The sequence below is a fragment of the Flavobacterium branchiophilum FL-15 genome (assembly GCF_000253275.1).
GTDB lineage: Bacteria > Bacteroidota > Bacteroidia > Flavobacteriales > Flavobacteriaceae > Flavobacterium > Flavobacterium branchiophilum.
Genome location: NC_016001.1, coordinates 3153620 through 3176451, shown reverse-complemented (window position 1 = coordinate 3176451; position 22832 = coordinate 3153620). Strand labels below are relative to the sequence as shown.

The window sequence follows — 22832 nt, the reverse complement described above, 5'->3', positions numbered from 1 at the left end:
TGCTTTAATGTTTAATTACATTTTTTTTCGCATTCTGGCCACGGGTATTTCTAAAACATCTCTATATTTAGCTATTGTTCTCCTAGCAATTGGGTAGCCTTTCTCTTTTAATATATCTACTAATTGATCATCGGTTAGTGGTTTGTGTTTGTCTTCGTCTGCAATAATATTTTTGAGTATTCTTTTAATTTCAATTGTCGATACATCTTCACCCTGATCATTTTTCATAGCTTCAGAAAAAAATTCTTTCAATAATTTTGTCCCATAAGGAGTATCTACATACTTACTATTTGCAACTCTCGAAATCGTAGAAATGTCTAAACCTATCATATCGGCTATATCTTTCAAAATCATAGGCTTTAGTTTTGCTTCGTCGCCCTCTAAAAAATAATCATGCTGAAAGTGCATAATGGCATTCATAGTAACAAACAAAGTTTCTTGTCTTTGTTTTATGGCATCAATAAACCATTTTGCTGAGTCTAATTTTTGTTTGATAAATTGAACCGCATCTTTTTGTGCAACTGATTTGTCTTGACTGCTTTTATAGGTTTGAAGCATGTCCTGATAATCCTTTGAAACATGAAGACTAGGAGCATTGCGACTATTTAGCGATAGTTCTAATGCTTCATCTTGAATACGAATAATAAAATCCGGAACAACTTGTTCTGTTATTTTTGTATTGCCTGTAAAGGAACTTCCAGGTTTTGGGTTTAATTTTTCTATTTCATAGATGGCTTTTTTCAATTGCTCATTAGAAATTTCAAATTTAGCTACCAATTTTTCATAATGTTTTTTTGTAAAAACATCAAAATGATTTTCTATAATTTCAATAGCTATCGATACATATTCAGTAGGCGTTTTGTGTTTTAGTTGAAGCAACAAACATTCTTGCAAATCTCTTGCCCCAACACCAGTAGGCTCTAATTGATGGATGATTTGCATAATTTTAGATACCGTTTTTTCGTCGGTATATATCGCTTGAGTAAAAGCCATGTCATCTACTATATCTGCAATACTCCTACGAATGTAACCCATATCGTCTATACTACCAACTAAAAATTCTGCAATTTGACGTTCGTCATCACTCAATATAAAGGTATTCAACTGATTAATCAAATCTTGATGAAAACTAATGGTAGAAGCTAATGGATTTGATTTTTCTTCTTCGTCCTCGCTATAGTTATTACTTTGAGTCTTGTAATCAGGTATTTCATCATTAGACAAATATTCATCTATATTAATGTCATCCGTATCAATATTTTCATTATCCTCATAATCAAAATCCTCATTTTCATTATCAAATTCGTCTTTTTCAAAAAGCTCTTCAGCATCTAAACCCATTTCCAAAGCAGGATTCTCGTTCATTTCTTCAAGCAATCGTTGTTCAAATGCTTGTGTTGGCAATTGAACCAATTTCATCAACTGAATTTGTTGCGGAGATAATTTTTGGGATAATTTGAATTGTAAACTCTGTTTTAGCATCTCTTGATTTGAAAAAAATGGTTTTAACGCAAAATATAATATTACCTTAAAACCATTATTATTAACATGTTATTGATTAAAATTCTGCATTTTGTGGTGTTCTTGGAAACGGAATAACATCTCTAATATTTGTCATACCTGTAACAAATAACACTAGCCTTTCAAAACCAAGCCCAAAACCAGAATGTACTGCGGTTCCAAATCGGCGGGTATCTAAGTACCACCATAATTCTTCTTCATCAATACCTAAGGCTTTCATCTTTTCGACCAAAACATCAAAACGTTCTTCTCTTTGAGAGCCACCAACAATTTCACCAATGCCAGGAAACAATATGTCCATAGCTCTAACGGTTTTACCATCTTCGTTCAAACGCATATAAAAAGCTTTGATATTTGCTGGATAATCAAATAATATTACTGGACATTTAAAGTGCTTTTCTACCAAATACCTTTCATGCTCACTTTGTAAATCGGCTCCCCATTCGTCTATAATGTAATGGAATTTTTTATTTTTATTTGGTTTACAGTTTTTCAAAATAGCGATAGCTTCTGTATAAGAAACCCTTTTGAACTGATTGTTGCTCACAAAGTGCAATTTATCTATCAAATTCATGTCGCTTCTTTCCGATTGAGGTTTTGATTTTTCTTCATCCATCAATCGTGATTCTAAAAATTTTAAGTCATCCAAACAATGATCTAAAGCATAGTTTACAACATATTTAATAAAATCTTCAGCCAAATCCATGTTGTCGTCCAAGTCATTAAAAGCTACCTCGGGTTCAATCATCCAAAATTCGGCCAAATGTCTGGAAGTGTTAGAATTTTCAGCTCTAAATGTAGGGCCAAATGTATAAATTTGTCCTAAGGCCATGGCATACGTTTCGCCTTCCAATTGTCCAGAAACAGTCAAATTGGTTTCTCTACCAAAAAAATCTTCCTTATAATTAACTTTTCCAAATTCATTTCTAGGAGTATTATCAAAAGGTAGGGCAGATACTCTAAACATTTCACCTGCTCCTTCAGCATCAGAACCTGTTATAATAGGAGTAGTTACATAAACAAAACCTTTTTGTTGAAAGTACTGATGAACAGCAAAAGACAATACCGATCTCACACGCATGATGGCACCAAAAACATTCGTTCGAACACGAAGATGGGCATTTTCTCTTAAAAATTCTAATGAATGCTTTTTAGGTTGCATCGGGAATTTTTCAGGATCAGAATCACCCAAAATCGACAATTGGGCAACTTGTATTTCATATTTTTGACCAGCGCCCTGGCTTTCAACCAAAGCACCCGTTATCGAAATTGCAGCTCCAGTTGTAATTCTTTTTAAAATTGTATCAGATGTGTTTTCAAAATCAACAACACATTGTATATTATGTATAGTAGAACCATCATTTAAAGCAATAAATTGATTGTTTCTAAAAGTTCTAACCCATCCGTTTACCAAAACTTCTTTTAAGGTGCTAGTACTATTCAATAATTCCTTTACTTTTGTACGTTTCATTATTTATTAATTTATTTGATTATTGCTTATATTATTTTGCAAATATAATTCATTTGTTTCAAAATTAAAAATGGATAGTTTGAATTATTATTTCAAATCATGAATTTGAGAATGTAAAAATGAAGAGTAATAAAATAAATTAAGTATAGTATTCTTTAAAATAATAAAATGAAATTTAAAAATTAAAATGTAGAATCTAAAAAAAAACAAGAAATTGATCTATTGATTTATTATGCTAAAAAGGTGTATTTGGACAAAAAAAGCATCGATAAAAAGATTAAAACAAACGATTAAATGAATTTTAAGTGTAAAATTTATAATATGTTTTATTATTTCTTAAAAAAATCAAGTAACCAATAAAACGATAATGCCAAAATTGAAAACATTTATTCTTATTTTTGATACGCTTGTTAATTTATATATTATATATTCAATATAAAAACATACCTTTGCCCTGTTATATAAGCAATTAATCATAAGTTTGCACCAACAGATTAATTGTAAAATAAACAAGAGTTAAGAAAATTAAATTTTAATGTAAATAATTCAAAAATATTAAACCCAATAAACCAAATGAAAGTTTTAAAGAAAATCAGTTTTATGAAATTTGCATCTACACTATTCATGTTTTTAAACATGTTAGAATTAAAAGCTCAAGTAGATCCAGGTGGAACAGATGCACCACCACCTCCACCAGGAGCTCCTATAGACGGTAACATTATGTTATTGCTAACAATAGGTTTAGTAATTGCGGGTGTTTACTATTACAATTTAAACAAAAACAAAAGTAAATTATAAAACAATAATTTTTTAAAAAAAAAGAATTAAATCCTACTTAAATAATTCGATATTTTACAACTGTTAATCTTAAAAAAATTATGAAAAAAAATACATTTTTACCAAATTTAAAAGCAATTTTTTCACCAGCTTTATTAATAATGCTTGCTATTTTTGCTTCACAAAACATTTCGGCTCAAGTACAAAATAATGGTACCTTATACATAGCCGATTCAGGATTGTTTTATGTTCAATCTGGAGTTTATAATTTTGGTGTAGCACCAACAGACCCTACTACAGGAACAACGACTACAACAAGAACAGCATCTACTTATGGTGTTTTATCATTTGGAGATGGAGCAACAACAGCAACTGCATCAGTAGCTACACATTTTAACGACGGTTATACCAAATCCAATACTGCATCAGCATTTGTTTATCAAATTGGACAGACTACTACTTATGCACCTGCAAAGGTAGATGCGTCAGTAGCTGGAGAGGTTGCGGCGGCTTATTATACATCTGCTTACACAGATTTAACTTTTGATGGAACTGTTTCAAAAGTGTCCTCAACAGGTTATTGGGATATCAAACAATTGACAGGAGCAACCAAAACAGGTAAACTATCATTAGCTTGGACAGAAAATTTAACCACAGATTTAACTGGGACTACTGGAACACCTTCTACATCTGATATTACTATAGTGGGTTATAATGGAACTGATTGGGTTCAAATTCCATCAACTGTAGATACAAACAATTTCTTTGATAACGCTGCTAGTGCAATTGGATCAAAAGGGTCGATAACTTCTACCTTGAATATTGATTTGTCTGGTACATCATTTCAATTTTTTGCCTTAGGTTCAAAAAAAGGAGCTTGTCAAACTCTTGTAGCATTAGGATCTCATTCAACAACTTGGGATGGATCAGCATGGTCTAATGGAGTACCAACTTTAGAATCAACTGCTACAATATCTGGCTCAACCAATTCACCAGGATCATTTGTATGTAATAAATTGAATTTAAATGCAGATTTAAAATTAGCAAATGGAGATGTATTAGAAATAGTAAATGAAGTTACAACATCAGGTGGAAGCAAAATAATATTAGCAAGTGAGGCAAGTATAGTTCAAAGAAATGGCGCTTCAACTGCACCATCAATAGAATTAACAAAAGTATCAAGAGCGATGAGAGGATATGATTATATTTATTGGGGTACACCTGTAAATTCAAACTTCTTCTCGCAATTAGCAGCAGCTGAAAGTTTCACAACTGCAATAGCAGCAGCTCCAACAGCAACATCAAATGTTTTCTTAGATAAATACAAATGGGTACCAGGTCAAACGGGTGCTTATGGGTCTGCTACTTATGGATGGCAAGCTTTGACAGCTATCGAAAATGGTAAAGGTTTTATTACAATGGTTAATCCTATTGCACCTTTTGATACAGCTGGTAGTAATACAGGTATAGTAAAATTAAAAATTGCAGGAACTGCAAATAATGGAGATGTAGTAGTTCCGGTTACAAAAAGTGCTTTCACTTCAAGTACAAAAAATTACAATTTATTAGCAAATCCATATCCAAGTGCTATTGATGTTGATATGTTTTTAAGAGAAAATACAAAAATTGATGGTTTTGTTAAATTATGGACTTCTAAAACCGCACCAGCTACAATAAGTGGCATAAATGCTGCCTACACAAATGCTGATTATGCAATTTATAATCCTTCTGGATCAGTAAATACATCTCCAATATCTCAAACAATTTCTGGGAAAATAGCTTCTGCTCAAGGATTTATGGTTAGATGTACTACCGCTGGTGATGTTACCTTTACAAACTGTATGAGAGTTACATCTGGAAATAATAATTTCTTTAGAACAGCAAATGAAAATACAAATAATGATACATCTAACTTTGAGAGAAATAGATTTAAGTTGAACATGACAAATACTAATTTAGGTATATTTAGTCAAATATTAATAGCTTATTCAAATGAGGCTACTACGGGTTATGATAGATTATATGATGCAGAAAGTGGCTCTGCTAACGCTACTTCAATGTACACTTTATCTGGAATATATAAATTAGCAATTAATGGTCGTCCAGCATTTGAATCTACAGATGTAGTTCCAGTTGGAGTAAAACTTCCTTCAACTTCATCACCTGAATTTGCAACAGCAGTTGCTGAAACCTATAAAATAGGAATAACTGAACAAGAAGGTGTATTTGCAAATGGTACAGTTAATGTGTTTTTACATGATAAATTAAACAATACCTATCATGATTTCGCTAATGGTGACTTTACATTTACAACCACAACATCATCTACAGATGATAGATTTGAAGTTGTATATCAAAATACTGCATTGGATAACAATACTTTTAACACTAATCAAGTTTTAGCATTTATTAAAGATGAGAATTTAAATATTGCAGCTTCATTAGCTATGACAAATGTTGAAATATACGATATTACAGGAAAAAAATTACAATCTGTTAATATTAATAACGAAAAATCAATAAAGAAAGCTTTTAATTATGCAGAGGGTTTTTACATTGTTAAAATTAAATTAGATAATGGTTCTATAGTTTCTCAAAAATTAATCAATAAAAAATAATTTAACCTACAACCTTTACATAATAAAATGAAAAAATCGTTAATAGCATTTACATTAATTGCTTTTGGACAGTATGCTACTGCACAAGATAATTCAAAAGTAAAAGAAGATAAACCATACAATCAATGGTCTGTTGAAGTTGCTGCGGGTGGTAATAAACCCATAAGGCCTTTTACGACTGGTTTTAATAATTCAGACGGTAATACTTATTTTGCAAACCCAAAGTTTAATCACTATGAATTTGGTATTAGATATATGGTTAATCCTAAATTTGGTTTAAAATTAGATTTTGGATATGATAATATTAATAACAGATCTGGTTCATATTCTCCTGCTACTTTTGAAAACATACAATATAGAATTGGTGTTCAAACGGTTATTAATGTTGGTAGAGTTTTAAATTTTGAAAGTTTTACATCAAGAATAGGTTTGTTGTTTCACGGAGGTATTCAAGTAGCTCAATTAACTCCAAAAATAGGGCCGTTTAAAGAGACTACAGAAGATAATGGTGGTATTATATATGGTGTTACTCCACAATTTAGAGTTTCAAAAAAGTTTGTTATTACTGCTGATGTTAGTGCAATTTCTAATTTTAGACAACATTATTCATGGGATGGGTATTCAAACTTTTTAGATAATACTGCAAATAATAGAAGCGATAATTTATCTGGGTTAATGTATAATACTTCTGTTGGTTTAACTTATTATTTAGGAAGTAAAGAGAAACATGCTGATTGGTATGTGGAACAAGCTACTGTTGCTGCTACAGTTGATGCGGCAGTTAATAAACTATCTTCTCTTGAAACGATGTTGCAAGATACAGATAAAGATGGTATTGCAGATTATTTGGATGTGCAAAATGATACACCTCCTGGTATCGCTGTTGATTCACATGGTAATGCAATTACTGCTCCAATTACAGGTGGTATTAATGGAGAAAATGGTTCAAATGGTGTTGTTACTAAGTCAGATGCAATTAGAGATTTGGCAGATAAAGGTTATTTGAATGTATTTTATGATGTTAATAAAGATACACCAAACGCGGGATCTACAAATAATATTTTCCATATTATTAAGTTTATGAATTTCTATCCTGATGCTAAAGTTAAGTTAGTAGGATATACTGATAAGCGAGGAAATAATGTTAAAAATAAAGAGTTGTCAGAACGTAGAGCTCAAAAATTGTATCAAACTTTAGTAGCAAGTGGTATTGCTGCTGACAGAATATCTATTACAGGCGAAGGTATTGATAAAACTTATACAAATGATCCATCTTCAATAGGAATGGATTTATCTAGAAGAGTTTCTTTAGTATTAGAATAAGAAGATCTTATTTAAATTTAAAAAAAGGCTGTGTTTACACAGCCTTTTTTTTTATTTTTTTGTAACTTTAACTTCTTTTTATATACTAATTATTATTAATCGATACTAAATTTTTGTATATGTTTGTTTATCTTAGATTATTAAATGAGAGTTTCAGATTTGCTATTAATGCACTCCGAAATAATAAGTTACGTACTTTTTTATCTTTATTGGGTGTTACAATTGGTATTTTTTCTATTATAGCTGTTTTGGCGGCTGTTGATTCTTTAGATAAAAAAATTAAAAAAGATTTAAGTAGTTTGGATAAAAACACCATGTATGTGATGCGTTTTTCATTTGGACCTTCTGAAATTCCTAAATGGAAAAGAGAACAATTTCCTGATGTTACTTTTGAAGAATACCAATTTTTAAAAAATAATTTAAGTCTGGCTGAAAATATTTGTTTTCAATATTTTACAAAATCTGAAAGTATTAAATTTGAATCTAATACTGTCAATCAGTTGAATGTTGTACCCGTATCAGACGAGTTTGATGATATTCAGAAATTAGATTTTCAATTAGGACGTTTTTATAATGAATCTGAATCTAATTCTGGTGCTGCATTAGTGGTTTTAGGGCACGATGTAGCTTTAAGTTTATTTGAAAATTATAATCCAATTGGTCAAAAAGTTCGATTATACGGGCAACGTTTTTCAGTTATTGGTGTGTTGAAAAAACAAGGAGAAGGTATGTTTGGAGATAGTAATGATTCTTCTATTTTTATACCCGCTAATTTTTTGAGACGTACTTATGGAGATAATGCAGATTTTTTAACTCCAGTAATATTAATTAAACCTCAAAAGGGTATTGATATGGATGCCTTTAAAGCCGATGTATCGCAAAAAGTTAGAACCATGAGAGCTTTGAAAACTGGAGAAATAGACAATTTTTTTATTAATGTGCTTTCAGGGTTTACTGATTTTCTTGATGGTATAATTTCTAATTTGAATATTGGAGGATGGATTATTGCTGGGTTTTCGTTATTGGTTGGAGGATTTGGAATTGCGAATATTATGTTTGTATCTGTTAAAGAACGGACTAATTTAATTGGTATCCAGAAGTCATTAGGAGCTAAAAATAGATTTATTCTCTTTCAATTTTTGTTTGAAGCAGTTATTTTATGTATTATTGGAGGTATGATGGGGCTTTTATTTGTTTGGTTTATTACGCTTATTTTAACCAATGTTTTAGATTTTGAATTTGTTTTAAGTACAAAAAACATGGTTTTAGGTACTATGATTGCTGCTATTATTGGTTTGATATCGGGTATTTTGCCTGCTATTGCTGCTTCAAAATTGGATCCTGTGGAAGCTATTAGAACTGGTATGTAAGATGTCTAAAGAATTTCCAACTATAAAAGAAGCTATTCAAAAACTTGAGTATTTTTGTGCCTATCAAGAACGTTGTCATCAGGAGGTTGTAAGCAAACTTCTAGATTTGAGAATGACTACTATCGAAATCGATGAAATTTTGGTTTATTTGATTACCAATAATTTTCTTAATGAAGAACGTTTTGCTTGTGCTTTTGCTAGGGGCAAGCACAGAATGAAACATTGGGGAAAAATTAGAATAGTGAATGAATTAAAATGTAGAGGCATTTCTAAATACAATATAGACAAAGCTTTGCAAGAAATATCAGACGAAGAGTATTGTCAAACATTTGATAATATAGCCAATAAAAATTGGCTTTCAATTACAGAAAAGAACAAGTTAAAAAAGCGGCAAAAATTTTGCGATTACTTGCTTCGTCGTGGATTTGAAAGCCAATTGGTTTATGAAAAAGTAAAAGAACTTGAAAGTCAATCAATTTGACATATTATGGCACAATTGCTTGATAAGTAGCAAATTGATCTACTCCTGCTGTACTGGTTCCTGTCCAAAATTTAAAGGTATATGTACCAGAGGCTACTGGTCTAAAATTGACCGCTGTTTCATAGAGGTTTTGCGTTTCGGTTATACAGTTTCCATGTTCATAATTGATTGTATTTATAGCTACTGTTCTAGTAAATCCATTTTTTTCGTAATATAATCCTTGATAAACATAGCAAGTTGTTGGCTTTCTGTATTTTAGTGTTATGTTTGAAACACTATCTACTTTGAATGTTGTGGGCATTACTACAGATTCTACGGGTAAAGTATCATAATATTCGATAGATTGGTATGGTTCTTGTTTGCTACAAGAAACAAGTGTAACACCGATTGCAAAACTTAATAAAATCTTTTTCATGTTATTTTTAAATTAATTAACGTTACTTTCTTTGATTTTTAATTTAATTTTTTCTTCCAATTCATCAGCTAATTCTGGATTATCTTTGATTAGTGCTTTTACAGCATCTCTACCTTGGCCTAATTTCGTTTCGCCATAACTAAACCACGAACCTGCTTTTTTTACGATTTCAAATTCTACAGCTAAATCTAATATTTCACCTGTTTTTGATACGCCTTCGCCATACATAATGTCAAATTCTGCTGTTTTGAAGGGAGGAGCCACTTTGTTTTTCACCACTTTTACTTTTGTTCTGTTACCTAAAACGTTTTCACCATCTTTGATTTGTGCCGAACGGCGAATGTCTAATCGAACAGAAGCATAAAATTTAAGAGCATTTCCACCCGTAGTAGTTTCTGGATTACCAAACATAACACCAATTTTTTCTCGTAATTGGTTGATAAAGAATACAGTGCAATTGGTTTTACTAATGGTACCCGTCAATTTTCTTAAAGCCTGTGACATTAATCGTGCATGTAAACCCATTTTTGAATCGCCCATTTCGCCTTCTATTTCACTTTTAGGAGTTAATGCTGCTACTGAATCTATTACAACTATGTCTATTGCACCAGATCGAATTAAATTTTCGGCGATTTCTAATGCTTGTTCTCCATTATCAGGTTGTGAAATAATCAAATTTTCAATATCTACCCCTAATTTTTCGGCATAATGTCTGTCAAAAGCATGTTCAGCATCAATAAATGCTGCTATTCCCCCGGCCTTTTGGGCTTCTGCTATGGCATGTAATGTTAATGTAGTTTTACCAGACGATTCTGGACCATAAATTTCTATGATTCTACCTCTAGGATAACCATTTACGCCAAGGGCTAAATCTAAACCAAGCGATCCTGATGAAATGGTTTCTACTTCTACAATAGCTCGATCGCCCATTTTCATTACGGTTCCTTTGCCATAGGTTTTGTCGAGCTTGTCTAATGTAAGTTGTAAGGCTTTTAATCTTGCTTCTTTTTCGTTAGAAGTTTTGTCTGCTGTATCTTTTGCTGCCATTATATTGATGATATTATTTGGAGTAAAATTAATGATTTTTTTTTAAATATTATTTTTTTATCTTGTAAAATATTATTTTTTTATGTGTCCATCCATATATTAATTTAATCCGTAAAAATAATTATATTTCTGAAGTTTGTTTTGTTTTTTCAACCAAGTTTATGGTTTGTGCCCTCATTTTTAAATCGATTATTTATTAGAAAACACGTATTATTATATCATTATTATGTTTAAATATTTATATAAAAAAGGGCTTTCTGTAATGAAAGCCCTTTTTTATATTAAACAAATAACAAATTATAAATTTTCGCCGTGTTGTGTAATGTCAAGACCAAGTTCTTCTTTTTCTTCGCTTACTCTTAATGGCGTTATTTTATTTACTATAAAAAATAAAGCGTAAGAAGCTGTAAAAGCAAAAATAGATACCCCAATTAATGCCTCGATTTGATGGAAAAACAAGTTGGTTTGACCAAACCAAAGTCCTTCTTCGGTTAGTGCTGGATTTGCAGCTTTTGAAGCAAAAACTCCAGTTAAAACCATACCAACCATACCGCCAACGCCATGACATCCAAATACATCTAAAGCGTCGTCTATTTTCCCTTTAGGGAATTTGCTTACCACAAAATTACTAGTTACACTAGCCGCTATTCCTATAAAAATAGCATGAGATAAGCTTACAAAACCAGCTGCTGGAGTAATGGCAACTAGCCCTACTACGGCACCAATACATGCTCCCATAGCAGATAATTTATGGCCTAAAATTTTATCTAAAAACACCCAAGCCATACCAGCTGCGGCTGCGGCTACGGTTGTAGTACCAAGGGCTTGAACTGCTAATCCATTGGCTCCCATTGCAGATCCTGCATTGAAACCGAACCAACCAAACCACAATAAACCGGTACCCAACAAAACATAAGTGATACGAGCTGGACTAACTTTTTGTACTTTACGTTTTCCAAGAAACATGGCACCAGCTAAAGCTGCCCAACCTGCACTCATGTGAACAACGGTACCTCCAGCAAAATCCAAAACGCCTAGTTTAAACAACATCCCTTCTGGATGCCAAGTTGCATGTGCTAATGGTGCATATATTAGTAAAATAAACAATACCATAAACAATAAGTAGGCCCAAAAACGAATTCGCTCTGCAAATGCACCAGTAACTAATGCTGGTGTAATGATGGCAAACTTGGCTTGATACAATGCAAAAAGCATAAATGGAATAGTTGGTGCGAGACTCCATGCTGTATTTGTACCAACACCTTGAAAAAACATATTTGGAAGCGGATTTCCGATGATGCCATGGATGGAAGGACCAAAACTGAGTCCAAAAGCAATAACAACCCAAAGTACCGTAACGATAATCATGGCCATAAAACTTTGTAACATCGTACTGATAACATTTTTTTTGCCAACCATTCCTCCATAAAAAAATCCCAACCCTGGAGTCATTAATAAAACCAAGGCAGTCGAAACCAACATCCAAGCGGTGTCGCCAGTATCAAATTTAATCGTTTCTGTTGGAAGTGGACTTGGAGTTAAAAAAACATTTGAAAATAATGTTAGTACCATTAAAGTGATCAAAATCACGCTTAAAATAATCTTTCTCATTGTGTGATGTTTTAAAATTTTTGGTAAAAGTATAAAAAAACCATCTACACCCCCAAATAAATTTAAAATTTGACTTCATTTTTGTTATTTTATAAATTTAACCCCCTTAAAATTACAGGGTAGCTTTAAAAAAACGATAAAAAAATTAAATTATTGATAAGCAATGTGTTTTTTAATACAGGATTGACATCAATATTTTTAATTTTTTCCTCTAATTTGTGTTTTTTTGGATTTAGTTTTAAAAATGTGAGCCAAGATTTTTTATGAAATTTTTTTCAAACAAACAACCAGCTTTGCTTGTTTGCTATTACAAGGGTCGTATCCTATATTATACCAAATAAAATAAAAAAATAGCCCAATCTATTGGTTCTTTTCGCAAAAATGAGTCAAAAAAAATAGTTCCGTAGCCCAGCAATGCAACGATAATTTTTGAAAATTTTTTCTAAAAGAACTACGTATATTTGGACTATTTTATAAATATATTTGGTATTATAAATACAGTTGGTATAAACGAAAGCTATTTTGATGGTATATTAAATAAAAAAAATGATAGCGAAAATATCCCGCTATCAAATTTTTTTTTTAATGATGTAAAGTTTTTATTTTTTGAACTGAATCGTCTGACCAACATCCAAATGATTGTTTTTTGATATAACACCGCATAAGTGATACAACAATCTTGCTCCCACATTGCCATCCCAATCATCGTTGCCAGGTGCCACTTCTACTAAGTCGAATCCAATAATACATTTGTCAGACGAAGCCAATAGACTTAGTAAGTATGTTGCTTGTTCAAATGAAATGCCGCCTGGTACAGGAGTTCCTGTATTGGGGCAATACCATGTGTATAAAGCATCAATATCAAAACTTATTAACACATTGTTGGGTAACGAAGCTATGATTTGCAAACATTGATCGTGCCAGGTTGTACCTTTGAATTGTGCCGATTTTAAATCCATATCCGTATGCACACACACTCTTTCGCTAAGGGCAGTTTCTGCTTCTTGTTTGCAAAAATCACGAATGCCAATTTGAACAATTTTTGAAATTTGAGGAATTTGCAAAGCATTGTACATTATTGATGCGTGAGAATATGTGAACCCCTCATAAGCAATTCGCAAATCCATGTGAGCATCTAGGTGTAAAATCCCAAAATTATCATACTTGGTTGCCAAGGCCTGATAATATCCTAATGGTGTAGCATGGTCGCCACCCAAAAGGGCTACTTTTTTGCCTTTTTTTAACCAATATAAGGTACGTTGTTTTACCTCTTCGTTCAAATCTTTGCAGGCTTTATTGATTTTATCCAAATCAGATTGCAATGCTGGCAAACTTTCAATTACTTCGCCAGCTGTTAGAGCATCTATAATGGGCTGTGCCATAGATTTGAATTTATTACTGTCTGTGGCCCACTTTTGAGTTTGATCATTAAGGTCTAAATAAATACCTTGTTTCCATAAATTTGGAAACTCTTGATGGTGTAAATCTACTTGAAACGAGGCATTTAGCACTGCCTCTGGCCCTTCTGAAGCTCCAGATCCATAACTAACAGTTACTTCCCACGGCACTGGAATAATGATAATTTCACTTTCATCTGCCGAAAATGGTAGCCCAAAAATACTCTCGTCTGCCAAGCCTGGTTGTGAGGGATCAAAATTTAGAATTTTTTCTTGTTTAGTCATTGTTTTATTAAAATAGGAATGCAAATATGTAACATTATTATCTAATTTCAAAAAATTTTAAGCCTTTTTATAAAACTGATATTTATAATAAAAGTATGGTTAAATTAATATTTTTAAAATAAGTAAAATAACTATTAAAAATATATTTGGTATAGGCCACAAATCAAAAAAAACGATCATCCAATTGAAAAATCAATCATTAGCAATGATACAAACATATTTACATACTTTCCACATCACTTATATAAAACATTTGTATAATAAAAAGTTAAAAATAAAAATACTTTAATAATAAATCCCTCAAAATATAAAAAAATGAGGGATTTGTTATATAAAATAGGTATTCATTTTCAATCTATCAAACCCTATCAAATTTGAATCCAATTTTTGCCAAGTCTGTCCAAAAATCTGGAAACGATTTAGAAACTACATCAGCATTTTCAATTGTAAACGGCACTTTTAGGGCCAATGGAGCAAAGGCCATAGCCATTCGATGGTCGTTATAAGTTGCAACAGTAGCACCAGAAACTATCCTGCCAGAATGAGCCTCTAACCACAAACTATCGTTGCTAACCCGAACATTGGCACCAAATTTGGTTAGCTCCGCTTTTAGGGCTTCTAAGCGGTCTGTTTCTTTAATTTTTAAAGTATGCAACCCAGTAAGTGTACAACCCATCGACAATCCAAAACAAGTAACCACTATGGTTTGGGCAATATCTGGGCAGTTATTAAGATCTAAATTCATATCAACTATGGACGGAGCACCAACTTTTGAAAGCAATATAGACTCGTTTTCAAAAGTTGTAGTTACACCAAAATGCAGATAAATTTGTGCCAATGCACTGTCCCCCTGAAGACTATGCTTTTTATAACTTGTTAATTTTATTTGTGTCCCAACTTTTGACAAGGCCACAATGGAATAAAAATACGACGCCGACGACCAATCCGATTCTACAAGTCCTCTTACTTGGTTTTCAATATTTGACATGGGCAAAACAGTAATTTTATTACCCTCAAATCGGGTACAAACCCCAATTTCGTGCAACAATCCCAAAGTCATTTTGATGTATGGTACAGAGGTTATGTCGCCTTCAAGTGTCAGTTCTAAACCGTTTTCTAGTTTGGGTGCTATCAACAACAAGGCCGAAATATATTGACTACTCACATTAGCTTTCATCTTTATTTGGTTGTTACATAATTGCCGCCCCACTATTTTTATCGGCGGAAAACCCTCTTTTTCTGTATAAGTAATTGTTGCCCCAAGCTGGTTCAAAGCCTCAACCAAAATTTGTATAGGACGCTCCTTCATCCTTGACGAACCCGTCAAAACAACCGTTTTGCCGCTCTGAATGGCAAAATAGGCCGTCAAAAAACGCATTGCAGTACCCGCATGATGGATGTCTATTGTATGTTCTTGTGTAGCTAACGCCTGTGTCATAACCTCAGAATCGTCCGAGTTCGACGTATTGTCCAACACAATAGAAGGATACAAAGCTTGAAGTAATAAAAACCTGTTAGTTTCTGATTTTGAACCTGTTACAGCTACGTCCGATTGTATTGCACATGTCGATTGTTGTAATGAAATTGTCATTTAGTATGGTTTAGTTGTTGTTTTCAACTGCAAATATAATTTTTTATAAACAATCTCAAAAACGATTCAACAGATAAATAAACAAGCATATACCGCATCAATCAGATTCATAAAATAAACAAACTTTTTTTATCAAATCATCAAATTTAATAAAAATATGGGCGTGTCCCTCCGTAAAAACTCCGGGTCGGGCTATTCGTTGCAATCTTTTTTGCCCCAAAAGAGGGGGCAAAAAAGGATTTCCACTACTATCCCTCACGCAAAATCAACCTTCAATAAAAAAAACCTCAAAAATTACCATTTCAAAAAAAACAGTAGCTTCTGAGGGATTTGCAACAAAATTAAAATTTAAAATAGATCCTTTTAAAAGGGTATAGGTTGAGGCTACAAAATAGTTGCAACGTCATAGAAAGGCAAGTTCCAAGCATCTGAAACACCTTTATAAACAATTTTGCCTTGTGCAATATTCAATCCTTTTTTAAGTTCTTCGTTGTCCAAACAAGCTTTTTTCCAACCTTTGTTGGCCAGTTGAATGGCATACGGCAAGGTAGCATTTGTAAGTGCCAATGTAGAAGTATAAGGCACAGCACCAGGCATATTGGCCACACAATAATGTACAATATCATCAATAATAAAAGTAGGGTTTTCATGCGTAGTGGGTGTACAAGTTTCTATACAACCCCCTTGATCTACGGCAACATCTACCACTACCGTACCAGGATTCATTAATTTGAGCATGTCTTTTGTAATCAAATGAGGGGCTTTTGCACCAGGAATTAGCACGGCACCTACTACCAAGTCCGATTTTGTAATAGCTTCGCAAATGTTGTAATGATTAGACATTACGGTGGTAACATTGGCAGGCATAAAATCTGAAAGTTGTCTCAATCGAGCTAAATTTACATCCATTATAGTAACTTTTGCACCAAGTCCAGCGGCCATTTTTGCAGCTTGTGTACCCACAATACCACCCCCCAAAACCAATACTTGTGCTGGTGGCACACCAGGCACACCACCCAGCAATATCCCTTTTCCTTTTAATGGTTTTTCTAAATATTTGGCTCCCTCTTGTATAGCCATTCGCCCTGCAACTTCAGACATTGGTATTAATAAGGGCAAGCTTCGGTCTGTTTTTTCCACAGTTTCGTATGCCAAACAAACAGATTCTTGAGCAATCATGGCATGCGTCAAAGGCTCTGAAGAGGCAAAATGAAAATAAGTAAACAACAATTGGTCTTTTTTTATCAATGGATATTCAGAGGCAATTGGCTCTTTTACTTTTACAATCATTTCGGCAATGGCATATACCTCTTCAATAGTGTTTAAAAGGACAGCACCCGCATTTTCATAGGCCAAATCGCTAAAACCGCTGTTTTCGCCAGCCGTTTTTTGAACATACACTTCATGACCATTTTTTTTAAACTCAGAAACACCAGCAGGTGTAACAGCTACACGATTTTCGTTATTTTTAATTTCTTTTGGAACACCTATTATCATGGTTATATTTTTTTGGGTTAGCAATGATACAAAACTACTATTTTAGAAAATATTAAGTGTAATTTGGTTTCAATTCAGAAAAAATTCTTTATTTTTGAAATTATAAAGCAATTTTTTTGGTAATAGTACTAAAATAAGATTTGTAAAAGAAAAATAAACGGAAAAACATAATTTTATTAAATAAGAAAAAAATGATATTTGACGAAATAGATAAAAAAATATTACAGTTGCTTCAGGACAACGCCCAACTTACGTTGAAAGACATAGCTTCCAAAATAAATTTGTCGTTATCGCCCGTTCATGATCGTGTAAAAAAACTTGAAAAAGAAGGGGTAATTGAAAAATATGTTGCCATTTTAAACAAAAAAAAAACAGGCAAAAACCTAGTCGTTTATTGCCAAGTAACACTCGTAAGACAAACCATTGATGTAGCAGAATCTTTTAACAAAGCCATCATGAGTTTGCCCGAAGTGGTCGAATGTCATTTTGTTTCGGGTAGTTTTGATTATATGCTCAAAATTATTTTGCCCGATATGGAAACCTACCACCATTTTCATCAAAAAAAATTATCAGTTTTAACGGGAGTTTCACAAATCCATACTTTTTTTGCAATGGCCGAAGTAAAAAGTACAACAAAAATACCCTTGTAAATCAATTAAATACAATCAAATAAGGACTTGTTACAATAGTTTTTTTTTGAAAATGACGTAAAAATTTATACATTTACCCAAAATTTAACGACATGTGTTCAAGCATCATATCATTACAAAATGCCAATATCGTTCAGGAAGGAAAAACCATCTTAACGAACGTTGATTTGGAAGTAGAAAAAGGAGCATTTATTTATCTTATTGGCAAAACGGGTACGGGTAAAAGTAGTTTAATCAAAACACTGTATGCCGATATTCCTTTGACAACCGGACAAGGCAAAGTGGTTGGCTATGAATTAAACGGCTTGAAAGACAAAGAGATTCCTTTTTTGAGAAGAAAAATTGGTATCGTTTTTCAAGATTTTAAATTATTGTCAGATAGAACGGTATATAACAATTTGTTGTTTGTATTAAAAGCCACAGGATGGCAAGATCTAGCAATGATGAACGGCAAAATACAAGAAGTACTCGAAAAAGTAGGAATGCAGCAATTTGCACAAAAAATGCCACACCAACTTTCGGGTGGCGAACAACAAAGTATTGCCATTGCTAGAGCCTTACTAAATGATCCAGAACTTATTTTAGCAGACGAACCAACGGGTAATTTAGACCCACAAACAAGCGCAGAAGTGTTGGATGTATTAAGAAAAATAAATGCCAACGGCAAAACAGTTATTATGGCCACGCATGACTATGCTGTATTAATGAAATTCCCTTCCAAAACACTTAAATGTGATAGCGGAACCCTTTTTGAAGTTATTCCAAAAGGGCATTGATTTTGGCTATCCATTGGCCTTTATGATATTCTAAATTAAAGTGCAAACTAAATCCGCCTATGCCTTTGAGGTTGGATATGTTTGATTTATATTTGCATCAAAAACAGATCATTCAATTTTACCAAAATCAGTTGGTATTTTCAAATAAAAAACAATGAAACACATTAGAAATTTTTGCATCATTGCCCACATAGACCACGGAAAAAGTACCTTGGCAGACAGACTTCTTGGCGCTACACAAACCGTAACAGCCCGTGAAGAAAAAGCACAATTGTTGGACAACATGGACTTGGAACGGGAACGTGGGATAACGATTAAAAGTCACGCCATTCAGATGGAGTACAAATATAAGGGTGAAGAATACATCTTAAATTTGATTGACACTCCTGGACACGTAGATTTTTCGTATGAGGTTTCTCGATCGATTGCAGCTTGTGAAGGCGCTTTGTTGATTGTGGATGCAGCACAAAGTATTCAGGCTCAGACGATTTCTAATTTATATTTGGCATTGGAAAACGACTTGGAAATTATTCCGGTTTTGAACAAAGTAGATTTGCCAAGCGCTAATCCTGAGGAAGTTAGCGACGATATTATTGATTTATTGGGTTGTAAACTGGAAGATATTATTCATGCTTCGGGAAAAACAGGTTTTGGGGTTGAAAATATTTTGGCTGCTATTATCGAAAAGATTCCAGCGCCAAAAGGTAACAAAGACGAGCCACTTCAAGCCTTAATTTTTGACTCTGTTTACAATCCTTTTAGAGGAATTGAGGTTATTTTTAGGGTTATTAATGGTGAAATTAAGAAAGGGCAAAAGATTAAGTTCATGGCAACTGGCAATGAATATTTTGCGGATGAAATAGGAACTTTGAAATTAAATCAAGTACCAAAACAAGTAATTTCGGCAGGCGATGTTGGGTATTTAATATCGGGAATTAAAGAAGCCAAAGAAGTAAAAGTGGGTGATACCTTGACCGATGCCAAAGAGCCAACTAAAAATATGATTACGGGATTTGAGGATGTAAAACCGATGGTTTTTGCTGGAATTTATCCTGTTGATACTGAGGATTATGAAGATTTGCGTTCTTCTATGGAAAAATTGCAATTGAACGATGCTTCCTTGGTTTTTGTAGCAGAGAGTTCAGCGGCTTTAGGATTTGGTTTCCGATGTGGATTCTTAGGAATGTTGCACATGGAGATTATCCAAGAGCGACTGGAACGAGAGTTTGACATGACGGTAATTACCACAGTGCCCAACGTTTCGTATTTGGCTTACACCAAAAAAGAGCCGGAAAAACCATTGATTGTTAATAATCCGTCAGATTTGCCAGAACCCTCAAAACTGGATCGTGTGGAAGAGCCTTATATCAAAGCAACCATCATTACAAAGTCTGATTTTGTGGGGAATGTAATGAGTTTGTGTATCGAAAAACGAGGATTGATAACCAATCAAACTTACTTGACAACCGAACGAGTGGAGTTGAACTTTGATATGCCATTGGCAGAAATTGTATTTGATTTTTACGACCGTTTGAAAACCGTTTCCAAAGGATATGCTTCTTTTGACTATTCGCCAATTGGGATGCGAACTTCTAAATTGGTAAAATTAGATGTGCTTTTGAATGCCCAAACGGTGGACGCACTTTCGGCTTTGATTCACGAAGATAACGCCTATAATATCGGTAAAAAAATGACCGAGAAATTGCGTGAATTGATTCCGAGACAGCAATTTGACATTCCGATTCAGGCTGCAATTGGTGCAAAAATCATTGCCCGAGAAACGATAAAAGCATTACGAAAAGATGTAACTGCCAAATGTTATGGCGGGGATATTTCTAGAAAAAGAAAATTATTAGAAAAACAGAAAAAAGGTAAAAAACGAATGCGTCAAGTGGGTAATGTTGAGATTCCGCAAGAGGCGTTTATGGCTGTGTTGAAGTTGAATGATTAAAGCCCCCTAACCCCCGAAGGGGGAAATAGAAATGATATAAATAGGGTAAAGCAAAAGTTGTTAGGTTTTTGTTTAATTATGAATTTTTTTAAAGAAAAATGATAAATAAAATTAAAATAGAAGGCTATAAATCTATTAGAAATATGGAATTGGAGTTACTTCCAATCAATGTTTTAATAGGGTCTAATGGCGTTGGGAAATCTAATTTTATTTCGTTTTTTAAACTTATCAATATTATTTATGAGAGGCGATTAGAGAATTACTCAATAACAAATTCAGCGGATAATCTTTTATATTTTGGCAGAAAAACGACCGAGTTAATACGATTTCAAATACAATTTGATCAAAAAAATGGATATGAAATATGGTTACAGCCAACAACCGATAACAAACTTTTTATAAATCGTGAACAAATTGGATTTAATAAATCGAAAGGTAATCTTTCTAATGTTTATGGAGAAGGGTGGAGTACGCAAGTAATCAATCAAAATGCAAAAGAAAGTGCATTAAAGGCAGTTAATTCAGGGATTGGAGCTTATGTAAATGACTATTTTAAAACTTTAAAAAATTATCATTTTCATGACACTAGTGAATTTTCGGCTTTACGCTCTTCTTGTAATGTAAATGATAATAAATATTTAAAAGAAAATGGAAGTAATTTGCCTGCATTTTTATATCATTTAATGCTGAAACATAATAAGGATTTCATTAAAATTGAAAGAGTACTAAGAACGATTGTACCCTTTTTTGAAAGATTTAATTTGGAACCTAATAGAAATAATGAAGATGAAATTGCTTTGGAATGGACAGAAATAAATTATCCTGAGAAGGAGTTTTATGCTAAGGATTTTTCTGATGGAACAATTCGGTTTATTGCATTGGCAACATTATTATTGCAGCCAAATCCACCTAAAACAATTATAATAGATGAACCAGAATTGGGTTTACATCCATTTGCAATCAATAAGTTAGCTGGATTAATCAGAAAAGCATCGGCAAATAGCCAAATAATTATTGCAACACAATCTGTTGATTTAGTTAATAATTTTGAGCCAAATGAAATAATTGCTGTTGATAGAAAAGATCATCAATCCGTTTTTAATAGATTAGATAATGATAATCTTAAAGATTGGTTGAATGAATATAGTATTGGAGAGCTTTGGAATAAAAATATTATTGGAGCAAGACCATGAAGCATTTATACATAATTGTTGAAGGTCCAACAGAATTAGAGTTTGTCGATAGAATCTTAATTCCTTATTTTAATTCTAAAGGGATAACAACTCACATTCAAGGAATTGCAATAACAATGAGCGGCGGTGGTCATGGTTTTAATAATATTAAACATTTTGAAAACACTATTAAACCAGTTCTCAATTACAAGAATGAACCATTCATTACTACATTAATTGATTACTTTAAGTTAAATAGTGAAACTAAATTGCCTGGATTTCTAGAATCTTCAAATATGTCAACAACTGACAAGAAATTAGAATGTTTAGAGAATAAATTAAATGATGTCGTTCAAAAAATAAAACCTTACAATTACTTTATTCCATATATCCAAAAGCATGAAATGGAAACACTTATGTTTGCAAATCCAGAAATGGGCTTTTCTCTTGAAGATGAAAATATAAAAAATGCTGTAGTTGCTATTTGTAATCAATATCCAAACATTGAGGACATCAATAGCGGTTTTGGACCATCTGAAAGACTAGAAGCAATTTACAAACAAAATGGTAAAAAGTACAATAAAATTATTGACGGAATGGATATTGCCGAGCTCACTGGAATTGAAAAAATGTTAGAAAAATCATATCGCTTCAGGATTTGGATTGAAAAATTAACAACCGAATTGTTGAAAAATTGTTAAGTAACCCTCTTACCCATGCTTTCCCTTGATCCAATTTTCATTTCTCAAAAAGCAAGAAAAAAATAAAATTTCGTAACAACCAATTTTAAACAATCTCATAAAAATAAGGGCGTGTCCCTCCCGTAAACTACGGGTCGGGCTATCCGTTTCAAACAACGTTCATTGAACTCCAAATGAA

The 22832-nt window shown here is 32.8% G+C and carries 18 protein-coding genes; 10 read left to right on the top strand and 8 right to left on the bottom strand.

Annotated features, from left to right (window positions below):
- Positions 1–15 precede the first annotated feature (15 nt).
- Together rpoN and asnS are read right to left on the bottom strand one after the other, a co-directional pair.
- Entirely contained in the window at positions 16–1482 is a 1467-nt protein-coding gene (gene rpoN, locus FBFL15_RS13760; RefSeq protein ID WP_014085156.1) for an RNA polymerase factor sigma-54, read from the bottom strand.
- A 76-nt stretch (positions 1483–1558) separates the two neighbouring features.
- Complete coding sequence (asnS, locus tag FBFL15_RS13755) at positions 1559–2992, bottom strand: asparagine--tRNA ligase (protein ID WP_014085155.1); 1434 nt, start codon at positions 2990–2992, stop codon at positions 1559–1561.
- A gap of 636 nt (positions 2993–3628) precedes the next feature.
- On the opposite strand from asnS, the gene FBFL15_RS16405 reads away from it, so the two are divergent.
- The 5 genes from FBFL15_RS16405 to FBFL15_RS13735 all read left to right on the top strand — a co-directional run bounded on the left by FBFL15_RS16405 (position 3629) and on the right by FBFL15_RS13735 (position 9561).
- Complete coding sequence (locus tag FBFL15_RS16405; protein ID WP_223302311.1) at positions 3629–3790, top strand: hypothetical protein; 162 nt, start codon at positions 3629–3631, stop codon at positions 3788–3790.
- An 80-nt stretch (positions 3791–3870) separates the two neighbouring features.
- Entirely contained in the window at positions 3871–6387 is a 2517-nt protein-coding gene (locus tag FBFL15_RS13750) for a T9SS type A sorting domain-containing protein (protein WP_014085154.1), read from the top strand.
- 27 nt (positions 6388–6414) lie between these two features.
- Positions 6415–7710, top strand: coding sequence for an OmpA family protein (locus tag FBFL15_RS13745; protein WP_014085153.1), 1296 nt, complete (start codon positions 6415–6417; stop codon positions 7708–7710).
- Positions 7711–7829: 119 nt separating this feature from the next.
- Positions 7830–9080, top strand: coding sequence for an ABC transporter permease (locus FBFL15_RS13740; protein WP_014085152.1), 1251 nt, complete (start codon positions 7830–7832; stop codon positions 9078–9080).
- 1 nt (position 9081) lies between these two features.
- Complete coding sequence (locus tag FBFL15_RS13735) at positions 9082–9561, top strand: regulatory protein RecX (protein ID WP_014085151.1); 480 nt, start codon at positions 9082–9084, stop codon at positions 9559–9561.
- A 4-nt stretch (positions 9562–9565) separates the two neighbouring features.
- Here FBFL15_RS13735 and FBFL15_RS13730 read toward each other — a convergent pair whose 3' ends face one another.
- From FBFL15_RS13730 to ald, 6 genes are all read right to left on the bottom strand, one after another.
- Positions 9566–9976, bottom strand: a complete 411-nt coding sequence (locus tag FBFL15_RS13730) for a hypothetical protein (RefSeq protein ID WP_014085150.1) — start codon at positions 9974–9976, stop codon at positions 9566–9568.
- A gap of 12 nt (positions 9977–9988) precedes the next feature.
- Positions 9989–11023 (bottom strand): recombinase RecA, encoded by a 1035-nt coding sequence (gene recA, locus FBFL15_RS13725; RefSeq protein ID WP_014085149.1) that lies wholly within the window; start codon positions 11021–11023, stop codon positions 9989–9991.
- Positions 11024–11320: 297 nt separating this feature from the next.
- Complete coding sequence (locus FBFL15_RS13720) at positions 11321–12634, bottom strand: ammonium transporter (RefSeq protein WP_014085148.1); 1314 nt, start codon at positions 12632–12634, stop codon at positions 11321–11323.
- 599 nt (positions 12635–13233) lie between these two features.
- Positions 13234–14316, bottom strand: coding sequence for an agmatinase family protein (locus tag FBFL15_RS13715; RefSeq protein WP_014085147.1), 1083 nt, complete (start codon positions 14314–14316; stop codon positions 13234–13236).
- A 358-nt stretch (positions 14317–14674) separates the two neighbouring features.
- Positions 14675–15907, bottom strand: coding sequence for a 3-phosphoshikimate 1-carboxyvinyltransferase (locus FBFL15_RS13710; RefSeq protein WP_014085146.1), 1233 nt, complete (start codon positions 15905–15907; stop codon positions 14675–14677).
- A 384-nt stretch (positions 15908–16291) separates the two neighbouring features.
- The gene (gene ald / locus FBFL15_RS13705) at positions 16292–17404 is read right to left on the bottom strand and encodes an alanine dehydrogenase (protein ID WP_014085145.1); all 1113 of its coding nucleotides are present in this window, start codon (positions 17402–17404) and stop codon (positions 16292–16294) included.
- Between the two features lie 191 nt (positions 17405–17595).
- Between ald and FBFL15_RS13700 the strand changes: the two genes are divergently transcribed.
- The 5 genes from FBFL15_RS13700 to FBFL15_RS13680 all read left to right on the top strand — a co-directional run bounded on the left by FBFL15_RS13700 (position 17596) and on the right by FBFL15_RS13680 (position 22654).
- Entirely contained in the window at positions 17596–18054 is a 459-nt protein-coding gene (locus tag FBFL15_RS13700) for an Lrp/AsnC family transcriptional regulator (protein WP_014085144.1), read from the top strand.
- Positions 18055–18146: 92 nt separating this feature from the next.
- Entirely contained in the window at positions 18147–18830 is a 684-nt protein-coding gene (locus FBFL15_RS13695; protein ID WP_014085143.1) for a cell division ATP-binding protein FtsE, read from the top strand.
- A gap of 154 nt (positions 18831–18984) precedes the next feature.
- Positions 18985–20781 carry a translation elongation factor 4 gene (gene lepA / locus FBFL15_RS13690; protein ID WP_014085142.1) on the top strand — a complete coding sequence of 599 codons (1797 nt, stop codon included), beginning with the start codon at positions 18985–18987 and terminating at the stop codon, positions 20779–20781.
- Between the two features lie 98 nt (positions 20782–20879).
- Complete coding sequence (locus FBFL15_RS13685; protein WP_014085141.1) at positions 20880–21974, top strand: AAA family ATPase; 1095 nt, start codon at positions 20880–20882, stop codon at positions 21972–21974.
- A complete protein-coding gene (locus FBFL15_RS13680) occupies positions 21971–22654 on the top strand; it encodes a DUF4276 family protein (RefSeq protein WP_014085140.1) in 684 nt (227 codons plus the stop codon). Before FBFL15_RS13685 ends, FBFL15_RS13680 begins: the two co-directional genes overlap by 4 nt.
- The last annotated feature ends 178 nt before the right edge of the window (positions 22655–22832 follow it).